General features: G+C 64.1%; 20 protein-coding genes and 1 pseudogene. 13 read left to right on the top strand and 8 right to left on the bottom strand.

Features of this window, described 5'->3' with window-relative positions; translation table 11 throughout:
- Positions 1-44: 44 nt before the first annotated feature.
- From ASD63_RS29635 to ASD63_RS29625, 3 genes are all read left to right on the top strand, one after another.
- A complete protein-coding gene (locus ASD63_RS29635) occupies positions 45-2600 on the top strand; it encodes a spermidine synthase (protein WP_244497289.1) in 2556 nt (851 codons plus the stop codon).
- A 204-nt stretch (positions 2601-2804) separates the two neighbouring features.
- Entirely contained in the window at positions 2805-3335 is a 531-nt protein-coding gene (locus tag ASD63_RS29630) for an L-2-amino-thiazoline-4-carboxylic acid hydrolase (protein WP_060530236.1), read from the top strand.
- The gene (locus ASD63_RS29625; RefSeq protein WP_244495271.1) at positions 3332-4585 is read left to right on the top strand and encodes a Zn-dependent hydrolase; all 1254 of its coding nucleotides are present in this window, start codon (positions 3332-3334) and stop codon (positions 4583-4585) included. The genes ASD63_RS29630 and ASD63_RS29625 overlap by 4 nt, the downstream gene beginning before the upstream one ends.
- Before the next feature lie 69 nt (positions 4586-4654).
- On the opposite strand, the gene ASD63_RS29620 is transcribed toward ASD63_RS29625, so the two are convergent.
- A complete protein-coding gene (locus ASD63_RS29620; protein ID WP_034799134.1) occupies positions 4655-5332 on the bottom strand; it encodes an isochorismatase family protein in 678 nt (225 codons plus the stop codon).
- 165 nt (positions 5333-5497) lie between these two features.
- Complete coding sequence (locus ASD63_RS29615; protein ID WP_060521803.1) at positions 5498-6367, bottom strand: pirin family protein; 870 nt, start codon at positions 6365-6367, stop codon at positions 5498-5500.
- A gap of 121 nt (positions 6368-6488) precedes the next feature.
- Between ASD63_RS29615 and ASD63_RS29610 the strand changes: the two genes are divergently transcribed.
- Entirely contained in the window at positions 6489-7409 is a 921-nt protein-coding gene (locus ASD63_RS29610; RefSeq protein ID WP_060530235.1) for a LysR substrate-binding domain-containing protein, read from the top strand.
- Positions 7410-7426: 17 nt separating this feature from the next.
- Here the strand turns inward: ASD63_RS29610 and ASD63_RS29605 are convergent, their stop codons facing one another.
- Positions 7427-8656 carry an ROK family transcriptional regulator gene (locus tag ASD63_RS29605; RefSeq protein WP_060521805.1) on the bottom strand — a complete coding sequence of 410 codons (1230 nt, stop codon included), beginning with the start codon at positions 8654-8656 and terminating at the stop codon, positions 7427-7429.
- A gap of 232 nt (positions 8657-8888) precedes the next feature.
- Here ASD63_RS29605 and ASD63_RS29600 point away from each other — a divergent pair, with 232 nt between their 5' ends.
- The 6 genes from ASD63_RS29600 (at position 8889) to ugpC (ending at position 15069) form a co-directional block, all read left to right on the top strand.
- The gene (locus tag ASD63_RS29600; protein WP_034799124.1) at positions 8889-10127 is read left to right on the top strand and encodes an extracellular solute-binding protein; all 1239 of its coding nucleotides are present in this window, start codon (positions 8889-8891) and stop codon (positions 10125-10127) included.
- Positions 10128-10300: 173 nt separating this feature from the next.
- The gene (locus ASD63_RS29595; RefSeq protein WP_034799121.1) at positions 10301-11182 is read left to right on the top strand and encodes a sugar ABC transporter permease; all 882 of its coding nucleotides are present in this window, start codon (positions 10301-10303) and stop codon (positions 11180-11182) included.
- Positions 11182-12027, top strand: a complete 846-nt coding sequence (locus ASD63_RS29590) for a carbohydrate ABC transporter permease (RefSeq protein ID WP_060530234.1) — start codon at positions 11182-11184, stop codon at positions 12025-12027. Before ASD63_RS29595 ends, ASD63_RS29590 begins: the two co-directional genes overlap by 1 nt.
- Complete coding sequence (locus tag ASD63_RS29585; protein ID WP_060530233.1) at positions 12024-13049, top strand: aminotransferase; 1026 nt, start codon at positions 12024-12026, stop codon at positions 13047-13049. The genes ASD63_RS29590 and ASD63_RS29585 overlap by 4 nt, the downstream gene beginning before the upstream one ends.
- A 2-nt stretch (positions 13050-13051) precedes the next feature.
- Complete coding sequence (locus tag ASD63_RS29580; RefSeq protein ID WP_060530232.1) at positions 13052-13987, top strand: carbohydrate kinase family protein; 936 nt, start codon at positions 13052-13054, stop codon at positions 13985-13987.
- Positions 13984-15069, top strand: coding sequence for a sn-glycerol-3-phosphate ABC transporter ATP-binding protein UgpC (gene ugpC / locus ASD63_RS29575; RefSeq protein ID WP_060521810.1), 1086 nt, complete (start codon positions 13984-13986; stop codon positions 15067-15069). Before ASD63_RS29580 ends, ugpC begins: the two co-directional genes overlap by 4 nt.
- Before the next feature lie 66 nt (positions 15070-15135).
- On the opposite strand, the gene ASD63_RS29570 is transcribed toward ugpC, so the two are convergent.
- The 4 genes from ASD63_RS29570 to ASD63_RS29555 all read right to left on the bottom strand — a co-directional run bounded on the left by ASD63_RS29570 (position 15136) and on the right by ASD63_RS29555 (position 18156).
- Positions 15136-15906: an amino acid ABC transporter ATP-binding protein gene (locus tag ASD63_RS29570; protein ID WP_060530231.1), complete on the bottom strand. Its 771-nt coding sequence runs from the start codon at positions 15904-15906 to the stop codon at positions 15136-15138.
- A 13-nt stretch (positions 15907-15919) separates the two neighbouring features.
- A complete protein-coding gene (locus ASD63_RS29565) occupies positions 15920-16582 on the bottom strand; it encodes an amino acid ABC transporter permease (RefSeq protein ID WP_034799100.1) in 663 nt (220 codons plus the stop codon).
- Between the two features lie 5 nt (positions 16583-16587).
- Positions 16588-17250: an amino acid ABC transporter permease gene (locus ASD63_RS29560; protein ID WP_060521811.1), complete on the bottom strand. Its 663-nt coding sequence runs from the start codon at positions 17248-17250 to the stop codon at positions 16588-16590.
- 66 nt (positions 17251-17316) lie between these two features.
- Positions 17317-18156 carry a transporter substrate-binding domain-containing protein gene (locus ASD63_RS29555; protein WP_060521812.1) on the bottom strand — a complete coding sequence of 280 codons (840 nt, stop codon included), beginning with the start codon at positions 18154-18156 and terminating at the stop codon, positions 17317-17319.
- Between the two features lie 162 nt (positions 18157-18318).
- On the opposite strand from ASD63_RS29555, the gene ASD63_RS29550 reads away from it, so the two are divergent.
- Complete coding sequence (locus tag ASD63_RS29550) at positions 18319-19377, top strand: D-TA family PLP-dependent enzyme (protein ID WP_034799096.1); 1059 nt, start codon at positions 18319-18321, stop codon at positions 19375-19377.
- A gap of 57 nt (positions 19378-19434) precedes the next feature.
- Here the strand turns inward: ASD63_RS29550 and ASD63_RS29545 are convergent, their stop codons facing one another.
- Positions 19435-19950, bottom strand: a complete 516-nt coding sequence (locus ASD63_RS29545) for a dihydrofolate reductase family protein (protein ID WP_082573020.1) — start codon at positions 19948-19950, stop codon at positions 19435-19437.
- A gap of 171 nt (positions 19951-20121) precedes the next feature.
- Here ASD63_RS29545 and ASD63_RS29540 point away from each other — a divergent pair, with 171 nt between their 5' ends.
- Complete coding sequence (locus tag ASD63_RS29540) at positions 20122-21147, top strand: sulfate ABC transporter substrate-binding protein (RefSeq protein ID WP_060530363.1); 1026 nt, start codon at positions 20122-20124, stop codon at positions 21145-21147.
- A 116-nt stretch (positions 21148-21263) separates the two neighbouring features.
- Positions 21264-21506 (top strand): annotated as a pseudogene (locus ASD63_RS29535) (molybdate ABC transporter permease subunit); the annotation flags it as partial.

Here is a 21506-nt window from a genome sequence, read left to right as displayed (position 1 = left end):
TGCCGCCTTCTCTTCCTGCCTTTGTTAAGAGATGGCGTGCCGCAATGACGAAGACCGTTCCGCCCGCTCGATCGGTAATTTTCGAGGAGTCGAATGAGGGCACCTCGGCGGCAAAGCGGACGCACATCGCTCCGGCAGCCGCGGCATTCCTGCTCTTCCTCTCCGGCACCGCCGCTCTGGTCTTTCAGGTTCTCTGGATCAAGCAGCTTTCGCTGGTCACCGGCGTCGATGTCTATGCGGTCAGCACCGGGGTCAGCGCCTTCTTCCTCGGCCTTGCGCTCGGCAGTTTTGTCCTTGGCCGTGCCGGCGACCGTTCCCGCCAGCCGCTCCGCCTCTATGCCCTGCTTGAAACCGGGGTCGCCATACTCGGCGTCGGCGTCACCTTCATACTTTCCAGAATCGCGCCGGTCTTCGTCGCGATTGAGGGCACCAGCCCGCTCGCCGCCTGGGCCCTGCTGGTCCTGATCGTGGCGACGCCAGCCTTCCTGATGGGTGGCACCCTGCCGGTCCTGCTGCGGGCGCTAAACGCCTCAGCAGGCAGCGTCGCCGCGAAGGGCGGCAGGCTCTATGCCGCCAATACGCTCGGCGCGATCGCCGGGTGCCTGGCGGTCTCTTTCGTTCTCATTCCCGCCCTCGGCGTTCAGGCGACAGGGCTTGCGGCAGCGGGGCTCGGCCTTGTCGCCGCAGCGATCGCGCTTTCCCTGAATGTGCCTATCGCCCGGGAACCTGTTCAAGGGACACTCCCTGGGGAAACGCGTAGCGCTAACGGTTCGCGGCTGGCGCTTGTCCTCTATGCCATCGCCGGCGGTATCGCCCTTGGCTATGAAGTGGCCTGGTCGCAGGCGATCGTGCAGTTCATCTCCACCCGCTCCTTCGCCTTTTCCGTGGTGCTTGCCACCTATCTTTCTGGCCTTGCCCTCGGCGCCGCCCTTTTTGCGCGCCGGAGCGAGCGCCTGTCCGACCCCTGGGGGGCCTTCGGCTTGTTGATCACGCTCGCCGGCCTGGTGGCGCTCGCCGAACTTGCGCTGCTTGGCCCCTGGCTGACGGCGCTGCAGACCAGCGCTGAGGCCGCCGTCGCCGACGTCACCGGTAGCATCTTTGCCGGCATGTGCGCGCGCTTCCTCGTCGCCGCACTGACGATCGTCTTTATCCCGACGCTGATCCTCGGCGCCGCCTTCCCGGTCGCCCTCGGGCTCGCCGTCGACCCTGAACACGCCGGCCGCGACACCGGCCGGGTTCTTGCCTTGAACACGCTCGGCGGCATTTTCGGCACGCTTCTGACCGGCTTTGTGCTGATCCCGTCTCTCGGTATCGTCAGAAGTTTTTCCGTCCTCGCCATTGCCGCAGCCGCAATCGGGCTCGTCGCCGTCAGTCGCGGACAGGGCGGCTGGATGGGCCGGCGGCTACTCGCACCGGCTCTCGGCACCCTCACCGTGCTGATCGCCGTCATCGTGCCGTCGGATCGGCTGGCGAGCCTGCTCAACCTTTCGCGCGGCAATGGCACGATCGTTTCCTATGAAGAGGGTCTCGGCGCCACCGTCGCCGTCATCGAACAGGGGCAGCCCGACCGCCGTTTCCGCCGCCTTTACATCCAGGGCGTTTCCAACACCGGCGATGCCATGCCGTCGCTGCGCTACATGCGGCTGCAGGCGCTACTGCCGCTCGTCATCCACAAGGGCGAGCCGAAATCGGCTCTGGTCATCGGTCTCGGTACCGGCATCACCGCCGGTGCGCTGCTCGCCTATCCCGGCCTCGACCGGCGCGTTGCCGCCGAACTCCTGCCCTCGGTCGCCCGCGCCTCGACGCTCTTTGCCGGCAACTTCAATGCGGCTGGCGATAGCCGTCTCGACGTGCGCGTAGCCGACGGCCGGCGCGAACTGATGCGGAGCCAATCCCGCTACGATCTGATCACGCTCGAACCGCCGCCGCCCTCGGCCGCCAGCGTGGTCAACCTCTACTCGTCCGACTTCTATCGCCTGGCGCGTGAGCGCCTCGCGCCGAACGGGCTTGTCGCCCAATGGCTGCCGATCGCCACTCAGAACGACGAGGACACCCGCGCGCTCGTGCGCAGCTTCCTCGACAGTTTCCCGCATGCGACACTCTGGTCGACCGAACTGCACGAGATGCTGCTCATTGGCTCCGTCGAGCCGCAGGAGCTTGACGCTTCCCGCATTGCCGCCCGGCTCGCCGACCCGACGCTTGCAGCAGCGCTTCGCGACGTCGGCATTTCCGGACCGGCCGACCTGCTCGCGACCTGGATGTCCGATCGCACCGGGTTGGAGCGCTATGCCGGTTCGGCCCTGCCGGTCACCGACGACCAACCGCGGATCGAATATGCAAGCTGGGTTCGCCCCGACGAGTTGCAGCGCACGCTGCCGGCCCTGGTTGCCCTCCGCAGCAAGGCTCCGCTTCTCGGCGCGGACCCGGCGTTCGACAAATCCGTGACGGATGCCCACAACCGGCTGATGCTGTTCTACCAGGCCTCGCTGAATGCCTATGCCGGCTACCGCGACGAGTGGGCGCGCGACATGGAATTGCTGATGCGCGTAGAGCCGACCAATCCCTATTACCGCTGGTTCGTTTCAAGCAGCGAGCGCTGACGGCACAGCGCCGATTCCGGGCGCTACACCACGCGGCTATGCATATTCCCCAAAAAGCGGGAATGATTCCTGCGCGGTCGGAGATTGGCGCAAAATATTTGCACAGCATTCGATCGTTCCGGTACGGATTTGCAACACGGAAGCATCGACAGCGTAGTAAACTGCCCCTGTTCTTCTGCCCTTAGGCAGACAGGGAGGCATTGCATGGAAAACACGGACAATCAAAACGCCGACTCGCGCGTCGCGATAGATGGCGAGATCGGAATTCTCGCGCGCCGCCGCATCGAGGCCGGCATCATCGCGCCAATCTATGAGGCGATGCGCGAGGAGATCGGCGAGGAGCGCGCCCAGGCGATCCTCGACAAGGCGATCACCAAGGCCGCGATCGAGGCGGGCCGGACCTTTGCCGCCAAGACACCCGGCGGCACCAACCTGCGCACCTTCCAGGAACTTCAGGATCTCTGGACCCAGGACGACGCGCTGGTCATCGAGGTCACCAAGGCGACGGACGAGGAATTCCACTACAACGTCAAGCGCTGTCGCTACGCCGAGACCTATCGCGAGATGGGCCTCGGCCATATCGGACACCTGCTGTCCTGCAACCGCGACGGCGTCTTCTGCACCGGCTACGACCCGCGCATCACGCTGGAGCGCACCCAGACTGTAATGCAGGGCGCCTCCCATTGCGATTTCCGCTATCGGCTCAACAAGGACGCGCCGGAGCAGCAGAAATGAGCGCCGAAGCCATGCGCAGCGAAACCAGCCGCATCAACACGCCGGCGACAAGCGGCGACCGGCTGTGGGCCGACATCGTCTCGACCGCGCGCTTCGGTGCTGCGGACAAGGGCGGGGTCACGCGGCTGACATTGACCGAGGAGGATCGTGAAGTCCGCGACTGGTATGTCGCGGAATGCCGCGCGCTCGGCTGCACGGTCGAGATTGACCCCATCGGCAACATCTTTGCGACCTATGCCGGCGAGGACATGTCGCTGCCGGCGATCGCCGTCGGCAGCCATCTCGATACCCAGCCGCAGGGCGGCCGCTTCGACGGCATCCTCGGCGTGCTCGCCGGTGTCGAAATCCTGCGCACCCTCAAGGAAGGCGCCACCCGGCTTCGCCATCCGCTCGTGGTCGTCAACTGGACGAACGAGGAAGGCTCCCGCTTCTCGCCGGCAATGCTGGGCTCCGGCGTCTTTGCCGGCGCGCTGGCGCTCGATGACGCCCAGGCGCGCACCGACCGCGAAGGTATCACGGTCGGTGCGGCGCTCGATGCGATCGGCTATCGCGGCGAGGCCAAGATCGATCCAGCTTCCTTTGCCGCCTATGTCGAGCTCCATATCGAGCAGGGGCCGCTGCTCGAAGCGTCGGCGACCGAGGTCGGTGTCGTCACGGGCATCCAAGGGCTGCGCTGGTTCGATGTCACTATCACGGGCACGGAGGCGCATGCGGGCAGCACGCCGATGGCGCAGCGCGACGATGCACTTGTTGCGGCGGCCGAGATCGTCCTTGCCGTCCGCGACATCGCCCGTCAAAACCCGCCGGGTGTGGGCACCGTCGGCTTCGTCGAGGTGGGGCCGAATTCGCGCAATGTCGTGCCCGGTTCCGTTCGGCTCCAGATCGACATGCGCCATCCTTCCGAGACGGGGCTCAATCAGATGCAAGCGGCCCTTGAAGAGGCTGTCCGCAAGACTGGGCCAGGTGTCGCCTTGAACCACATCTGGTCGAAGGCGCCTGTCGTTTTCGATCCCGTAATCATCGACGCCGTGCGCGCCAGCACGGAAGCGCTCGGCTATTCGGCGACCGACATGGTCTCCGGCGCCGGGCATGATGCCGCCCATATCGCGACAATCACCCCGACTGCCATGATCTTTGTGCCATCCAAGGACGGGCTCTCGCACAACGAGGCGGAATATACCGCGCCCGAGGAATGCGCCCGCGGCGCAGAAGTGCTATTCCAGACCATTCTGGAAATCGACCGCCGCTAATCATCAAGACAAAACACCCACGGCAGGATATCTGCCGTGGGTGTTTGATTCTCTTGCCCGACGCGGGCCTTAGCCGCGCTGCGAGTCGAGCTGTTCCTGATCCTTCTCGACCTGCTGGGCCTTGAGGTAGCTTTCGATCAGCAGCTGATATTCCGGGAAGATCTTGGTGTAGATCTCGGCCCACTGCTGGGCGTCGTCGCGGTGCCATGTGCGCTGCAGTTCGGAGGCGACCGCTGCCGTATCCATCGGCACCACGCCGGCCTGAACGACACGGGCAAGGGTGATCTCCTCAGCCATCTTCGAATAGGTGCCCGAAGCGTCGACGACCACGAAGACCTTGTAGCCGTCATGCACGGCGCTGATCGCCGGGAAGGCCATGCAGACGCTGGTGATCGTGCCGGCGATGATCAGGGTCTTGCGGCCGGTTTCCTTGACGGCGGCGACGAAGTCCGGATTGTCCCAGGCGTTGATCTCGCCGCGGCGGGCGACATACTTGGCATGCGGGGCATTGGCATGGATTTCCGGGATCAACGGGCCGTTCGGGCCCTGCGGCACGGAGGCCGTGGTGATGACCGGCATTTTCGTCAGCGTCGCCATGCTGGCAAGCGCTGCCGCATGGGCCCGAAGCTTCGGCATCGGCATGTCGTTGACGGTCTGGAACAGGCCGCTCTGGTGGTCGATCAAAAGCATCACCGCATCATCGGGATCGATAACCGGGCGCTGTCCGTTGAAGTTTGCAGGTGTCATGGTCTTGCTCCTTGCTGGCTTGATTGCATGGCTGCATTCGGGAAGCAGGCATGCGTTCGGGTTCCCCGAAGCGCATGCGCTTCGGCGTTGGGATTGAGGGGCGGTACCGCCCGGTCTCCTGTTCAGTCGTGGTTCATTCCGTGTTCGCGATGCGGTCTCGCGCGGCTAAACGCTCGCGATCTTGCCGAATCGACCGGACTGGAAGTCCGTCATCGCCTGCCTGATTTCCTGTTCGGTGTTCATGACGAAGGGGCCGTACATGGCGACCGGTTCGTCGATCGGCTCGCCGGTCAAGATGAGCGCCGTCGCATCCGAATTGGCGTCCAGCGTAATGCCGCCACCGTCGCGGCCGAAGAGAACGAATTGCGCCTCTCCGACAAGATCGCTACCGTTGACGAGCACATTACCGCGCAGGACCGCCAGTCCGAGCGAATGGCCCTCGGGCAGATCGAGGCTGAGCGAGCCTCGCTGCTTCAGGCGCAGGTCCCAGAGGTTGACGGGCGTGAAGGTGCGCGCCGGCCCTTGCGTTCCGGCGTAGCTTCCGGCGATCACCCTGAGCGATCCCGCACCATCCGGCAGGCTGACCGTCGGAATGTCGCGGTCGAGCAGCGTCTGGTAGCCGGGATCGACACTCTTGTGGGCGGCCGGCAGGTTGACCCAGAGCTGCACCATTTCGAGCGTGCCGCCTTCGCGTGTGAAGCGCTCCGAATGGAACTCCTCATGCAGGATACCACCCGCAGCCGTCATCCATTGCACGTCACCCGGACCGATATGGCCGCCATTGCCGGCGGAGTCGCGATGGTCGACCTCGCCCTGGTAGACGATCGTCACCGTCTCGAAGCCGCGGTGCGGATGCACACCGACGCCGCGCGGCGTGACACCAGGGGCAAAATTCATCGGCCCAGCATAGTCGAGCAGAAGGAACGGGCTCACATGATCGCCGGCGCGGTCACGCGCCAGCAGCGAACGGACCGGGAAGCCATCGCCAACCCAATGCGGATGCGCATTCCCGAAGATGCCGAGTATCTTTCTCATGGCTGTTTCTCCTTGGTCTCGCCATGTCAGCGAGAGCGTTGGAGGGAAGATATGCCTGCACCAAATCTGGCGCTAGACAGCCCTATCGGTCTACAGTGTCCTGAAAACAGGACAAACGCCCATGCAGGATTTGAACGATCTCAAGCTGTTCGTCGACGTCGTCGAACAGAACGGCTTTGCTGCCGCGGCCCGGAAACTGAACATGCCGCGCTCGCGCCTGAGCCGTCGCATCGGCCTTCTCGAAGAGCGCCTCGGGGTGCGGCTGGTGCAGCGCTCGACGCGCCACTTCGTCATCACCGAGATCGGACGGGAATATTACCGCCACTGCGTCGCCATGCTGGTGGAGGCCGAGGCGGCGCAGGAAATGATCGACCGCACCCGTTCCGAACCGCAGGGCGTGGTTCATGTCAGCTGCCCGTCGTCGGTCGTCTATTTCCAGGTGGGCGAGATGATCGCGCGCTTCATGGCCGAATGCCCGAAGGTCGAGGTGGTGCTCGAAAGCACCAATCGCCGCGTCGACGTTCTGCGTGAAGGCATCGATGTCGCCATCCGCGTGCGCTTCCCGCCGCTCGAGGAAAGCGATCTCGTCGTCAAGCGGTTCGCCGAGAGCAAACAAAGGCTGGTCGCCAGCCCCAGGCTGCTTGCCGGTTTGAGCAACCCGCCGGCACCGGCGGATCTCGGCGGCCTGCCGAGCCTTGCCTGGAACCCCGACCGCCAAAGCCACGACTGGCGGCTCGACGGTCCCAACGGCGCGACCGCGATCGTCCGACATCGGCCACGCCTCGTAACCGAAGACATGGTGGCCCTGCGGCTGGCCGCGCTCAACGGCGTCGGCATCTGCCAGCTGCCGACCATGGTCGTGCGGCAGGACCTGAAAGACGGCACGCTTGTCGACGTGCTGCCCGATTGGGCGCCGAAGGCCGGCATCATTCATGCTGCCTTCCCGTCGCGGCGCGGCCTGCTTCCCTCCGTCCGCGCCCTGCTCGATTTTCTCGGCACCGAGTTTGCGGAACTCGCCCGTCTGGACGAACCCCGGACCTGATCGTCTAAAGCCGGCGGTCAGATGGCGGCGCCAGCCCGGGTCTTGAGGATCGCGGAAAAGCGCGGATCGAAGGTCCGGCTGATCGGCTCGGCGGCAGCGCCGATCGCCACCGCCCAAGGATCGGTGAAGCCGACCTGCAGCCGAGGAAGTGTACGGTCTCGCCGGTCGGCTATCGACGGAAGCAGCGGCATCATCGCGTCGGTCAACAGGCGCGCAAGGCCCGGCGGAAGGCCACCGCAGAGGATCACCGTCTGCGGGTCGAAGATCGTTTCCAGCGCCTGAACAGCCGCGCGCATTTCAAAGGCAGCGGCATCGATCCACCGCAGCAGCCTTTGGTCCGGGCTCTCTGCCACAGCATCGATGCGTGCATAGAGGTCCGGATCGGCGGGGTCGAGGTCCAGAAGCTTGCACAGCGAAGCGATCGAGGCGCGGTGTTCGAGCGGCATGCGCTCGTCGGAACTGGCCCCGCGCGGCAAGCTGAGGATCATGCCGATCTCGCCGGCATTGCCGTTCGCGCCGCGATAGAGTTCGCCGTTGAGGATCAGGCCTGCGCCGAGGCCATAGCCGAAGTAAATGCAGATCGCATGATCGACGCCATGCGCCGCCCCGACCATACGCTCGGCGGTGGCGGCTGCAGCGGCGTCGTTCTGCAGGCCGACATCGAGCCCGGTGCCCGCCGCAAGCGTTTCGAGCAACGGAAAGTTCTGCCAGGCGGCCATCATCCAGGGGTCGTCGGCATCGGCCTCCACGCCGAAGGGACCCGGCATGGCAGCGCCAAGCCCGACCAGGCGATCCTCCGAATGCGGCGCAAGCGCCGTCAGGTCACGGCGGGTCTTTTCGATCAGCTCCAGGATGGTCCTGACCCCGGTCGCCGGCCCGCCGGCCGGCAGGTTGGCCTCGCCGCGGGCGAGCACCCGGCCGACGAGATCGACCGCGATCGTACGCGTCACGTGCCGGTCGATCTGCAGCCCGATTGCGAACGCGCCTTCCGGCACCAGCCGGTAGGGCGTCGAAGGCTGCCCGCGGCCATTACGCACTGCTTGCAGTGACTCGACCAGCCCGTCGCGCTCCAGATCTTCGATGATGTTGGAAACGGTCTGCTTCGTCAGCGCCGTCGCGCGGGCAAGTTCCGCGCGGGACAATTGGCCGTTCAGTCGCAACGCGTCGATCATGACGCGGCGGTTATGCGCGCTCGTCCCCTCCTGATTGGTGCCGCTCTTCGCCCGGATCAGGCGCATATCGTTCATCCAAAAACCCCTCTTGACACTGTTAGAATATTGAACAAAAAATAAGTCAAGACAATTGACTTAATAGAAGCCGAAAAGAGCTTCGGGGGAACGACAGCGGCGGCAGGACCGACCGCGAGCGCTCCAATTGTTATGTCGACAGCCGCTTTGTGAAGAGCGGACTTCTCGCATGCGGCGTGCCGCATAAGGCATGCCGGGAAATCTGAAACGCTTATGTCATTGGGAGGTAGGAATGTTGAAATCCATAAGAACGACGCTGCTTTGCGCGACCCTTGCCGGCGTCTCATTCGCTGGCCACGCGCATGCTGAAACGACGCTCAACGCACTGTTCATGGCGCAGGCCGCCTATAGCGAGGCGGATGTACGCGCCATGACCGAGGCCTTCACCAAGGCCAACCCGGATGTGAAGGTCAATCTCGAATTCGTTCCCTATGAAGGCCTGCACGACAAGACCGTGCTGGCACAGGGCTCCGGCGGCGGCTACGACGTCGTGCTCTTCGACGTGATCTGGCCGGCCGAATATGCCGCCAACAAGGTGCTCGTCGACGTCACCGACCGCATCACCGACGAGATGAAGTCCGGCGTGCTGCCCGGCGCCTGGACGACGGTCGAATATGACGGCAAGCGCTACGGCATGCCCTGGATCCTCGACACCAAGTACCTGTTCTACAACAAGGAAATCCTGGAGAAGGCCGGCATCAAGGCACCGCCGAAGACCTGGGACGAGCTTGCCGAACAGGCCAAGGTCATCAAGGACAAGGGTCTGCTCGCAACCCCGATCGCCTGGAGCTGGTCGCAGGCCGAAGCCGCGATCTGCGACTACACCACGCTTGTCAGCGCCTATGGCGGCAAGTTCATCGATGGCGGCAAGCCGGCCTTCACCTCTGGCGGCGGTCTCGACGCGCTCAACTACATGGTGACGAGCTACACCTCGGGCCTGACCAACCCGAACTCCAAGGAATTCCTGGAGGAGGACGTGCGCAAGGTGTTCCAGAACGGCGAAGCCGCCTTCGCTCTCAACTGGACCTACATGTACAACCTCGCCAACGATCCGAAGGAAAGCAAGGTCGCGGGCAAGGTCGGCGTCGTGCCGGCACCGGGCGTGGCCGGCAAGAGCGAAGTCTCGGCCGTCAACGGCTCGATGGGCCTCGGCGTCACCTCGACCAGCAAGAACCCGGACGATGCCTGGAAGTACATCGTCTACATGACCTCGCAGCAGACGCAGAACACCTACGCCAAGCTCAGCCTGCCGATCTGGGCCTCCTCCTATGAGGACGCCAGCGTCACCAAGGGCCAGGAAGAGCTGATCGGTGCTGCCAAGCTTGGCCTCGCGGCCATGTATCCGCGTCCGACGACCCCCAAGTACCAGGAACTTTCGACCGCCCTTCAACAGGCGATCCAGGAAGCGCTTCTCGGCCAAGCCTCGGCCGAAGACGCCCTGAAGACGGCGGCCGAAAACAGCGGCCTTTGAGCCGCCCTCCCAAGCCCCGGGCGGGAAACCGCCCGGGGACCGCGGGAATTGGCGGCGCCGCCGCAACGCTTTAACACTTTGATTTGGCGCATCATTCGCTTGGGTCGATTACGGTCCGGGGCAATATGCGATAGCATGACGGGGCTCCCTAGGCCCGAGAAGGTTTCCATCCTATGTCCGGCACCTGGATAACAACGCGCGCATGGCTGCTCATGCTGCCACTGCTGGCGGTGATGATCGCCGTCATCGGCTGGCCGTTGATCGACACGATCAGGCTTTCCTTCACCGACGCCAAGCTCGTCGGCACCGAAGGCACGTTCGTCGGCTTCGACAATTATGCCAAGATGCTTGGCGGCTCGAATTTCCAGCGTGCGTTCATCACGACGACCTGGTTCGCGGTCGTCTCCGTTACCGCGGAAATGGTGCTGGGCGTGCTCGCAGCCCTGCTGCTCAACCAGCAATTCCGCGGCCGCACGGCGCTCAGAGCCCTGATGATCCTGCCCTGGGCGCTGCCGACCGTGGTCAATGCCACGCTGTGGCGGCTGATCTACAACCCGGAATACGGCGCGCTGAACGCCGCCCTGTTGCAGTTCGGAGTGATCGACAGCTACCGCTCCTGGCTCGGCGAACCCGGCTCGGCGCTGGCGGCATTGATCGTCGCCGATTGCTGGAAGAACTTTCCGCTGGTCGCGCTGATCGCGCTTGCCGCCCTCCAGGCCGTGCCGCGAGATATCACCGCCGCCTCGCTCGTCGATGGTGCGGGCCCCTTCAACCGTTTCCGCTACGTGATCATGCCCTATCTCGCAGGCCCGCTGCTGGTTGCGCTGGTGCTGCGCACCATCGAGGCCTTCAAGGTCTTCGACCTCATCTGGGTGATGACGCGCGGTGGTCCGGCCAACAGCACCCGCACCCTGTCGATCCTGGTCTATCAAGAAGCCTTCTCCTTCCAGCGGGCGGGATCCGGCGCGTCGCTGGCGCTGATCGTCACCCTGCTCGTCACCGTGCTCGCCGTTGCCTACGCGGCCATGGTGCGCAAAGCCGCGGGAGCCTCGTGATGGAACGCCAAAGCCCACTCTTTACCGTTTTCGTCTATGCGGCAGCACTGCTCTTGGCGGCAATCATTCTCGCCCCCATCCTCTGGCTCTTCGTCATGAGCATCTCGTCGGCCGCCGACCTCTCGGCGAAGCCGCTCAACTGGTGGCCAGAGGAAATCGACCTCTCGCGCTACCGGCTGCTTCTCTCGACGATCGAGAACAGCGCGGGTGCGGCCTTTACCGCTTCGCTGTTCAACAGCCTGAAGGTCGCCGGCATGGCGACGCTGGCAGCGATCGCGGTCGCCATTCCGGCCGCCTGGGCGGTGTCGCGCACGTCAAATGTCTCCTGGTCGCTCTATGCGGTGATCGCCACCTACATGCTGCCGCCGGTGGCGCTCGCAGTGCCGCTCTACATGGGGCTTGCCTATCTCGGGCTTCTGAATTCGGTGTTCGGCCTGGCCCTCGTCTACCTCACCATTCTGGCGCCCTTCACCACCTGGCTGCTGAAATCCGGCTTTGATTCCATTCCCAAGGAGATCGAGAGTGCCGCGATGATCGACGGCGCCCGCCTCGACCAGATCCTGAGGCTCATCACCCTGCCGCTAGCAGCACCCGTCATGGCGACATCGGCACTCTTTGCCTTCCTGCTTGCCTGGGACGAATTCTTCTACGCGCTGCTCTTCACGTCGGACCTGCGCGCCAAGACGTTTACGGTCGCCATTTCCGATCTCGCCGGCGGCCGTGTCTCCGATTACGGGCTGATCGCCACAGCCGGGGTGCTGGCCGCCCTGCCCCCGGTACTGATCGGCCTCGTCATGCAACGTGCCCTGATCTCCGGGCTTACCAGCGGCGGTGTGAAGGGATGACGGCCATGACCACTTCGGAACGCCCCGCAGGGCTCGCCGCAATCGATCGTGAAATGGCGTGCCAGGCCGCCGATGCGGTCGCCTCCGTCCGCGGCGCAGCGCCGCGCGCCGCAGAGATCGCCCGCTCGCTGAAAGCGACCGGCAAACTCTTGCTGCTCGGCATGGGCGGCTCGCATGCGGTCGGCCGCGCTGTCGAACCGCTCTACCGCGCTCATGGCATCGACGCCGTCGCCCTGCCGCTTTCAGAGCAGCTCGGCCAGCCGCTGTCGATCGAGGAGAAGACGATCCTCATCACTTCGCAGTCCGGCGAAAGCGCCGAAGTGCTGCGCTGGTTCGCCGAGACCGATGGCGGAACGCCGCACACGTTCGGGTTGACGCTGGAAGGTGGCTCCTTCCTCGCAAGCAACGCGCCTTCGCTGGTCGGCGTCGGCGGCACCGAAAAGGCCTTTGCTGCTACCCGCAGCCTGACAATCAGCTTCGCCCTGCACCTCTCCGTCCTCGCAGCCCTCGGCGATGACACCGGCGAAGCGCTTTCCGCGTTGGAAAACCCGCAATCGCCGGATACGTCCGCAGCGCTTGCGGCCCTGAGCAACGTCCGCTCCGTCGTCACCTCAGGCCGTCGCCTGCAGGGCCTCGCAGAGGCGATCGGTCTCGGCTTGACCGAACTCTCGCGCCTGCCCTGTTTCTCGCTCGAAGGCGGTCAGCTCCGGCATGGGCCTATGGAAATGCTCGGCCCTTCGGTTGGCGTCGTTCTCTTCCGTGGAGCGGATGCAACCGCCGGGCTCGTTCGCGCTATGGCGATCTCGGCCGCCGAAGCCGGTTCGCCGGTCATCGTCTTCGACGCTTCCGGCGAGGCGGCGAGCGATGGTGTCACCACCATTCCCTTTGCGCCGGCCACTGGCCTCGCGGCAATCTTCGCCATGCTGCCGGTCGCGCAGTCCTTCATGATCGCCTTTGCGGCGGCCCGCGTCGAGAATGCCGGCACTCCGGTGCGCTCGACCAAGATTACCCGGAGCGAATAACGATGCGTCCTCTTGCCGTGGTCGGCAACGCCAATGTCGACCTCATCCTCGGGCCGGCGGCCCCCTGGCCGAAAGCCGGAACCGAAATCATCGTCGACCATGACGAGTTGCGCGTCGGCGGCTGCGCCGGCAACAGCGCGCTCGCCTGGGATTCGCTCGGCGTCGACTACGCAATCGCAGCCAATGTCGGCAACGACCAGTTCGGCACCTGGCTGAGGCAGGCCTTTCCCGAGCGGTCCGAGGCGTGGCCGGTCGAAAATGTCGGGACCACGCTCTCGGTCGGCATTACCCATCCCGACGGCGAGCGCACCTTCTTCACCACGCGCGGACATCTGCCGCTCCTCACCTTCGAGGAAGTCCGGGCGATGCTCGAGGGCGAGAAGCTGCGCGGCGGCTACGCGCTTCTGACCGGCTCGTTCCTGACGGACGCATTGACGGCCGAATACGATCGTTTCTTCGACTGGGCCGATGCGCACGACATTGCGGTGGCACTCGACACTGGCTGGCCGCTCGACGGCTGGACGGAGGCGAACTGCGCCGCGACCATCGGCTGGATGAAGCGCTGCCGGCTCGCGCTGTTCAACGAGGTCGAAACGACGACGCTGACGGGTGTCACCGACCCGGCCGAGGCGGCACGCGAACTCCGAAAACATATGCCCGAAGGCGCGATCGTCGTCGTCAAGCGCGGACCACACGGCGCGATCGCCATTGACGCGGAAGGCCGCCTTTCATCGTCGCCAGCACCCGTCGTCACCGTGGTCGATACGATCGGCGCCGGCGACGTCTTCAATGCAGGCTTCCTCGCGGCACTTGCCGCCGAGATGCCGCTCGAAGCCTGTCTGCGCACCGGCGTCGCCATCGCTTCCGAGGCGATCTCCACCCTGCCGCGCAGCTACGGCCAACCGCTTTCGTCCTACCTTCAGGAGACCGGCGCATGAGCGCTCTTGCGATTGAGAACATTCACAAGCGCTATGGCGAAGTCGAGACGCTGAAGGGCATCGACATCGCGCTCGAAAGCGGCGAGTTCCTGGTCCTTCTCGGCTCATCCGGCTGCGGCAAGTCCACGCTTCTCAACATCATCGCCGGACTGGCGGAGCCAAGCGGCGGCGACATCCGCATCGGCGAGCGTTCAATTCTGGGCGCGCATCCGAAGGATCGCGACATCGCCATGGTGTTCCAGTCCTATGCGCTCTACCCGAACATGAGCGTTGCGCGGAACATCGGCTTCGGCCTGGAGATGCGCAAGGTTCCGGTCGCCGAACGCGAGAAGGCGGTAAAAGAAACCGCCAAGCTGTTGCAGATCGAAAACCTGCTCGAGCGCAAGCCAAGCCAGCTCTCCGGCGGCCAGCGCCAGCGCGTCGCGATCGGCCGCGCACTGGTACGCAATCCGCAGGTCTTCCTCTTCGACGAGCCGCTCTCCAACCTCGACGCCAAGCTGCGCATGGAAATGCGCACCGAGCTCAAGCGCCTGCACCAGATGCTGAAGACGACTGTCGTCTACGTCACCCACGACCAGATCGAGGCGATGACGCTTGCGACCCGTATCGCCGTCATGCGCGACGGGAGGATCGAGCAACTGGGAACGCCGGAAGAGATCTACGACCGGCCCGCCACGCTCTATGTCGCCGGCTTCGTCGGCTCGCCGCCGATGAACATCTTGGATGCGACCGTTGCTCAGGGCCAGGTGACGATCGCCGGCGGTGATCAGGCAATCGCCCTGCCGCCCCATTTTCGCGGTGTGGTCTCCGATGGTCAGCGCGTCAAGATCGGCATCCGCCCGGAAGCGCTGCGGCTGGCCTCCAGCGACGAGACTGGGCCGCAATTCAAGGCGCGCGTCGAAGTGGTCGAACTGACAGGCCCGGAACTTGTCACCACGGCACGGATCGGTGAGCAGCGCATCACCGCCTGCCTGCCACCGCGCAGCTCGCTTCTGGCCGGTGACGAGCGCGCCTTTAGCATCGAGGCGGATGCGCTGCATCTCTTTGATCCGCAAAGCGGCCGGTCGCTGGCGAAAGGCTGAGCCTTTCGCGACGAACAAGAGCCGACCGTCGCTGCCGCGGCGGCCGGCCCGATCATAGCCCCCACATCAATTGAACGACGAGCTTTTCAGGAACTCCGCCAGGCGCTCGGTCTGCGGCTTCACGAACATTTGCTTCGGGTTGCCCTCTTCGCCGATGCGGCCCTGGTTCATGAAAATCACGCGCGTCGAGACCTCATAGGCAAAGCGCATTTCGTGGGTGACGAGCAGCATGCTCATGCCGTCTTCGGCAAGCCCCTTGATCACCTGCAGCACCTCGTTGACGAGTTCCGGATCGAGCGCCGAGGTCACTTCATCGAACAGCATCAGCTTCGGGTTCATTGCGATCGCCCGGGCGATCGCCACGCGCTGCTGCTGGCCGCCGGAGAGCTGGCCGGGATAGTGATCGATGCGTGAGAGCAGCCCGACACGGTCCAGCCATTTCTCGGCAACCGCCCGCGCCTCATCGCGTCCCATACCGCGGACCTTCATCAGGCCGAGCATGATGTTTCTGGCCGCGGTCATATGCGGGAAGAGGTTGAACTGCTGGAAGGCCATGCCGGTCATCGCCCGCTGGCGGGCGATTTCCTTTTCCTTCTTGCGGCGGCGTTGGCCGCCCACGGTCTCGTAGCCGATCTCCTGGCCGTCGATGCGGATCGAGCCGCCCTGGAACTCCTCCAGCATGTTGATACAGCGCAGCATCGTCGTCTTGCCCGAGCCGCTGGAGCCGATGATGGAGATGACCTCCCCTTGCGCCATGGTGCAGTCGACGCCCTTCAGCACTTCGACGGCGCCGTAGCGTTTGTGGAGGTCACGGATTTCAAGCAGTGTCTGGGTCATCGGAGCCGAAGCCTCAGGATGGAACAGCGGTCTTGCGTTCGACGTAACGGCCGAAACGCTCGATGCTGTAGTTGATGACGAAATAGAGGAAGCCGGCGAAGAAATAGAACTCCAGGCTCATGAAGCTGCGGGAGATCTGCTCCTGGGTGCGAAGCAGAAGCTCGGCGACGCCGATGATCGACAGAAGCGTCGAGGCCTTGACCATCTCGGCCGCCGTATTGACCCAGGCCGGCAGCGCCTGCCGCAACGCCTGCGGCCCGAGCACGTAGACGAAGGTCTGCGAGAATGTCAGGCCGATGGCTTTCGCCGCCTCCGTCTGCCCCTTCGGGATCGCCTGCAGGGCGCCGCGGACGAGTTCGCCGACATGCGAACTGCAGAAGACCGAGAGCGCCAGGATGCCGGCCTGGAAGGGCCCGAGATCGATACCGACGGTGCTAAGCACATAGTAGCTCGCCAGAACGAGCACCAGCACCGGCGTGCCACGGATGAAATCCGTATAGCCTCGCACGACCCATTGCACCGGGCGATAGCCATAGGTGAGCGCCAGGCCGACGAAGACGCCGAGCACCGTTCCGACGACGATCGACAGGAAGGAGATCGAGATCGAGACACCAAGCCCCTTCAGCAAGGGAATGCGGGCGAGCCAGAGCTGGTCGAGAAATGCTGGAAAATCCATGGCGATCACCTCGGCACGGAGAGACGGCGCTCGACCGCGCGCATCAAGGCAGCCAATACCGAGCAGGTGGCGACATAGAGGCAGCTCGCAACGATCCAGGTTTCGATCACCCGAAAGGTCTCGACATTGATCTTGCGCGCCTCGAAGGTCAGTTCGGGTACTGCGATCGCGGCTGCAAGCGAAGTGTCCTTGAACAGCGAGATCATCGTGCTGCTCAAGGATGGCAGGACGTTGCGCAGCATCAAGGGAAGGATGATCGAGGTGCGTATCTGCATTTCCGTGAGCCCGATCGCCAGCCCCGCCTCGCGCTGCCCCGGCGGAACTGAAAGCAGCCCACCGCGGAAGACTTCGGCGAGATAGGCGCCGGAATAGATCGCCAGCGTCAGCACGAAGCTCTCGATCTTGCCGAGCCTGACGCCGAGCTGCGGCAAGGCGAAGTAACTGAACAGCACCAGCACCAGGATCGGCGTGTTGCGGATGACGGTCACATAGAGACCGGCCGGCTTGCGCAGGAACAGGTTTTTCGACACCAGCCCGAAAGCGGTGACGAGACCGATCAGGCAACCCGCAAGGATTGCCGCGAATGCGAGGCCGAGACTGAGCGCCAGCCCTTCGAGCAGAAGATCGAAAGAGCGCCAGACGGCGGCAAAATTCAGAGTATAGCCCATGTTTCAGCCACCCATGCCGAAGGACGCAGGACGACCCCGCAGGCGGCGGGATCGCCCCGGAGAGGCTTACTTGTACTCGACCGGGAATCCGATCTGCGGCGGAGCAAGGTCCTTGCCGAACCAGGTCTTGAACGACTTCGCATAGAAATCGAACTCGACGCCGGTCATCGCCTCGTGCAGTGCGGTGTTGACGAAGTTCAACCAGTCCTGGTCGCCGCGCTTGACGCCGCAGGCATAGGTCTGCGGGTTCCAGCCGTAGCCGGCATCCTTGTAGCGGTTGGGGTTCTGCGTCATGTACCAGGCGAGCGACGACTGGTCGGTGGCGACCGTGTCGGCACGACCGGATTCCAGCGCCTGATAGATAAGGTCGACGGACTCGTACTGGTCGACCGTCGCTTCCGGCAAGGCGGCATGCACCATGGCCTCGGCATAGACGTTCTGCAGGACGGATACGGTGACGGACGAGCCGCCGGCCTTGAGCGCAGCGTAATCGGCATATTTGCCGTCGGCCTTCAGCATCAGGCCCACGCCCTCGCGATAGTAGGGAATGGTGAAGGCGATCTGCTGCGCGCGCTCACCGGTCACCGTCATGAACTGGCAGGTGATGTCCACCTTGTTGGTGGTGATGTTCGGAATGCGGGCGTCGGACGACTGGTTGACGAACTCGATCTTCTCCGGATCGCCGAAGAGGGCCTTGGCGATGATGCGCCCCATGTCGACATCGAAGCCCTGCAGCTTGTCGTCGGCGCTTTTGAAATGCCACGGCGCATTGGTGCTGCCGGTGCCCATGACCAGATGGCCGCGGGCGATAACTTCGTCCAGCTTGCTCGCCGGCTCCTGGGCCAAGGCCGAGCCGGCCATAGCCATGACTGCGACGGCAGCCGCTGCAAAAACGGTCTTGCTCATTTCATTCCTCCCTTTTTTAGCCTCCCCACCATTATTCTATTACTATGCATCATAATCTTGAATAATGGATTGACGTATCAAAGGCCCGCGGTCATATCTTGTCAAGGGCAGTTGAGGTAGTTTCGCCCCGATCCTGCGCCGCCCAAGAGGAGTTGAGTCGCGATGCCCCTGCCGATCGAAACCCCGGCCGTTCTCGTCGATCTTGAAATTGCCAAGCGCAACATCGAGCGCTTTCAGGCCTATGCGGATGAGCACGGCATTCGCGTGCGCCCCCACATCAAGACGCACAAGCTGCCGCAGATGGCCGAGCTTCAACTTCAAGCCGGCGCCATCGGCATCACCTGCCAGAAGGTCACCGAGGCGGAGGCAATGGTTGCGGGCAGCGACCGGATCAAGGACGTGCTGATCACCTACAACATTCTCGGCGACGCCAAGATGGCGCGGCTGGAGCGGCTCAATGACCGCGTTTCGCTCTCGGTCGTCGCCGACAGCGAAACGGTCATCGACGGGCTCGCCGGCTATTTCGCCGACAAGGACAAGCCGCTGCACGTGCTTGTCGAATGCAACACCGGCGCCGATCGCTGCGGTGTCGGCTCCCCGGCAGAGGCCGCCAAGCTCGCCCGCCGGATCGAAGAGGCAAAGGGGCTCGTGTTCGGCGGCCTGATGACCTATCCGCCCGTCAACGGCCAGGCGAAGGTCCAGGCCTTCATGAGCGAGGCGAAGCAGTTGATCGAGGCCGACGGCATCACTGTCCCCGCCATCACCTCAGGCGGCACGCCGAGCATGATGCATGCCGACGGCGCGCCTGTTGCCAGCGAATACCGCCCCGGAACCTATATCTACAACGACCGCTCGCTGGTTTCGCGCGGCGTCGCCGGCTGGGACGAGTGCGCGCTGACGGTGCTTGCGACCGTCGTCTCGGTCCCCTCCGAGAACCGCGCCATCATCGATGCCGGCAGCAAGGTGCTGACCTCGGATCTACTCGGCCTCACCGGCTACGGCCACGTGCTCGGCCGCGACGACATCCGCATCGACCAGCTCTCTGAGGAACACGGCCGCCTCGTCACCGACGGGCCAATCGGGCTCAAGGTCGGCGAGCAGCTGAGGATCGTGCCGAACCACGCCTGCGTCGTGACCAACATGTTCGACGCCGTCCATATCGTCGAAGGCGACAGGCTGAAGGATATCTGGCCGGTAGTGGCGCGCGGCCACGTGCTTTAGCCGGTCGCCATAGTTGAGCGGCGCGTTTGCCGCGCCGCCACTCTTGACGCTCCGCGCTCAGCGGACCCGGTCATAAACGAGCGCGATCTTGCCCCGCTCACCCGTCTCCTGGTGCGCAACGCGCCACGTCGTGCCCGGCAGGCCGTCCTCGAAGAGCCGCGCGCCACCTCCTGCAATCTCCAGGCAGATCAGCAGATAGGGCCTGTCGATCATGTCGGCCGAAAGGAGCGACTTGATGAGGCTGGCGCTGCTGTTGACGAGAATGTCACCTTCGCCGGACGCCTTGAGGTCTGAAACGACGTCCATCACCGATCCATTCGCGATCCGCGTGCGCTCCCAGGGAGCTTCGGTCAGCATCCTCGAAAACACCACCTTTTCCGCCCCGACCAGCCTGTCCGCATAGCCGCGGTCGCGAGAGTCGGCCGCTTCGTCCCCGGCAGCCGCCGACCAGTAACCGAGGAAGCCTTCGGCGTTCAGCCGGCCGAGCACGGCCGTCGTCGCCTCCTCCCAGATGCGCGCCAAATATTTCCGCCGCCGCGCATTTTTTCTGGACAGCGGCTTCGCGCTCTCCATGTATTCTGTCGTTGGTTTGGCGCGGTCGCGGAGGCGGTTGCAGGCAAACCGTTCCCGAAAAGCCCGACAAAACGATAGGACATTTCCCCATAGCTGCTTCTGGCGTCATCGGTTTACGTTGTAGCAGTCGACAAAATTGATAGTTTTATCTGGTAACCAATGGAGGTCGAAATGGTCTTTGGACGAATTACCGGAATGGTGGGACTGGCAATCGTGCTCGGAGGCCTGCAGCTGGGAGCTGCAAGTGTTGCGTTTGCCGACACGACGATCCTGAACGTGTCTTATGATCCGACACGAGAACTCTACAAGGACTTCAATGCTGCCTTTGCCGACAAGTGGAAGGCGGACACCGGTGAGACCGTGACGATCCAGACGTCGCACGGCGGTTCGGGCAAGCAGGCCCGCTCGGTCATCGACGGCCTGCAGGCCGACGTCGTGACGCTGGCGCTCGAAGCGGACATCGACGCGATCGCCAAGGAAACCGGCAAGATCCCGGCAGACTGGAAGTCGAAGTTCGAAAACAACAGCGCGCCCTACACGTCGACGATCGTGTTCCTGGTGCGCAAGGGCAACCCCAAGGGCATCAAGGACTGGGGCGATCTGGTCAAGCCCGATATCCAGGTGATCACGCCAAACCCGAAGACCTCGGGCGGCGCGCGCTGGAACTTCCTCGCTGCCTGGGCCTATGGCCGCTCCGCCAATGGCGGTGACGACGCCAAGGCGCAGGAATATGTGACCGAGCTCTTCAAGCACGTGCCGGTGCTCGATACCGGCGCGCGTGGCGCTACGACGACCTTCGTGCAGCGCGGCCTCGGCGACGTGCTGCTCGCCTGGGAAAACGAAGCCTACCTGTCGCTCGAGGAACTCGGCCCCGACAAGTTCGAGATCGTCACGCCGTCGATCTCGATCAAGGCGGAGCCGCCCGTAGCGCTCGTCGACGGCAACGTCGACACGAAGGGTACACGCAAGGTGGCGGAAGCCTATCTCGGCTACCTCTACAGCGATGCCGGCCAGAAGATCGCGGCCAAGCACTACTACCGGCCGTTCAAGCCGGCAGCGGCAGACCCGGCCGATATCAAGCGGTTCGGCGAACTGAAGCTCGTCACCATCGAAGACTTCGGCGGCTGGAAAGAAGCCCAGCCGAAATTCTTCGGCGACGGCGGTGTCTTCGACACGCTCTACAAGCCGGGCCAATAAAACCTGAACAGCGCGCGCAGCCGGCGAGCCCGGCTGCGCGCGCTGCTTCGCGTCGCGCCGGGCCGAGCCCTCGAGCGAAGCGCGTTTCATCGTGCCGCGTAAAGACTGCAAAGGTAGTGCCATTGACGGATGCGACGAAGACTGCACCCTGGCGATTTCGCCAGCCGAGTGTTTTGCCTGGATTTGGATTGTCGCTCGGGATCACGCTGAGCTGGCTGGTTCTGATCGTGTTGATCCCGTTGTCGGGTCTGGTGTTTCGGGCCAGCGGGCTCGGCTGGGCGCAGTTCGTGGCGCTGGCGCTTGATCCGCGCACGCTCAATGCCTTGAAGATCTCCTTCGGCACGGCCTTTATCGCTGCC

The organism is Ensifer sp. Root558 (assembly GCF_001427045.1).
GTDB lineage: Bacteria > Pseudomonadota > Alphaproteobacteria > Rhizobiales > Rhizobiaceae > Ensifer > Ensifer adhaerens.
The sequence above is the reverse complement of the archived record's forward strand: the minus strand, read 5'-3'. Positions and strand labels throughout refer to the sequence as shown.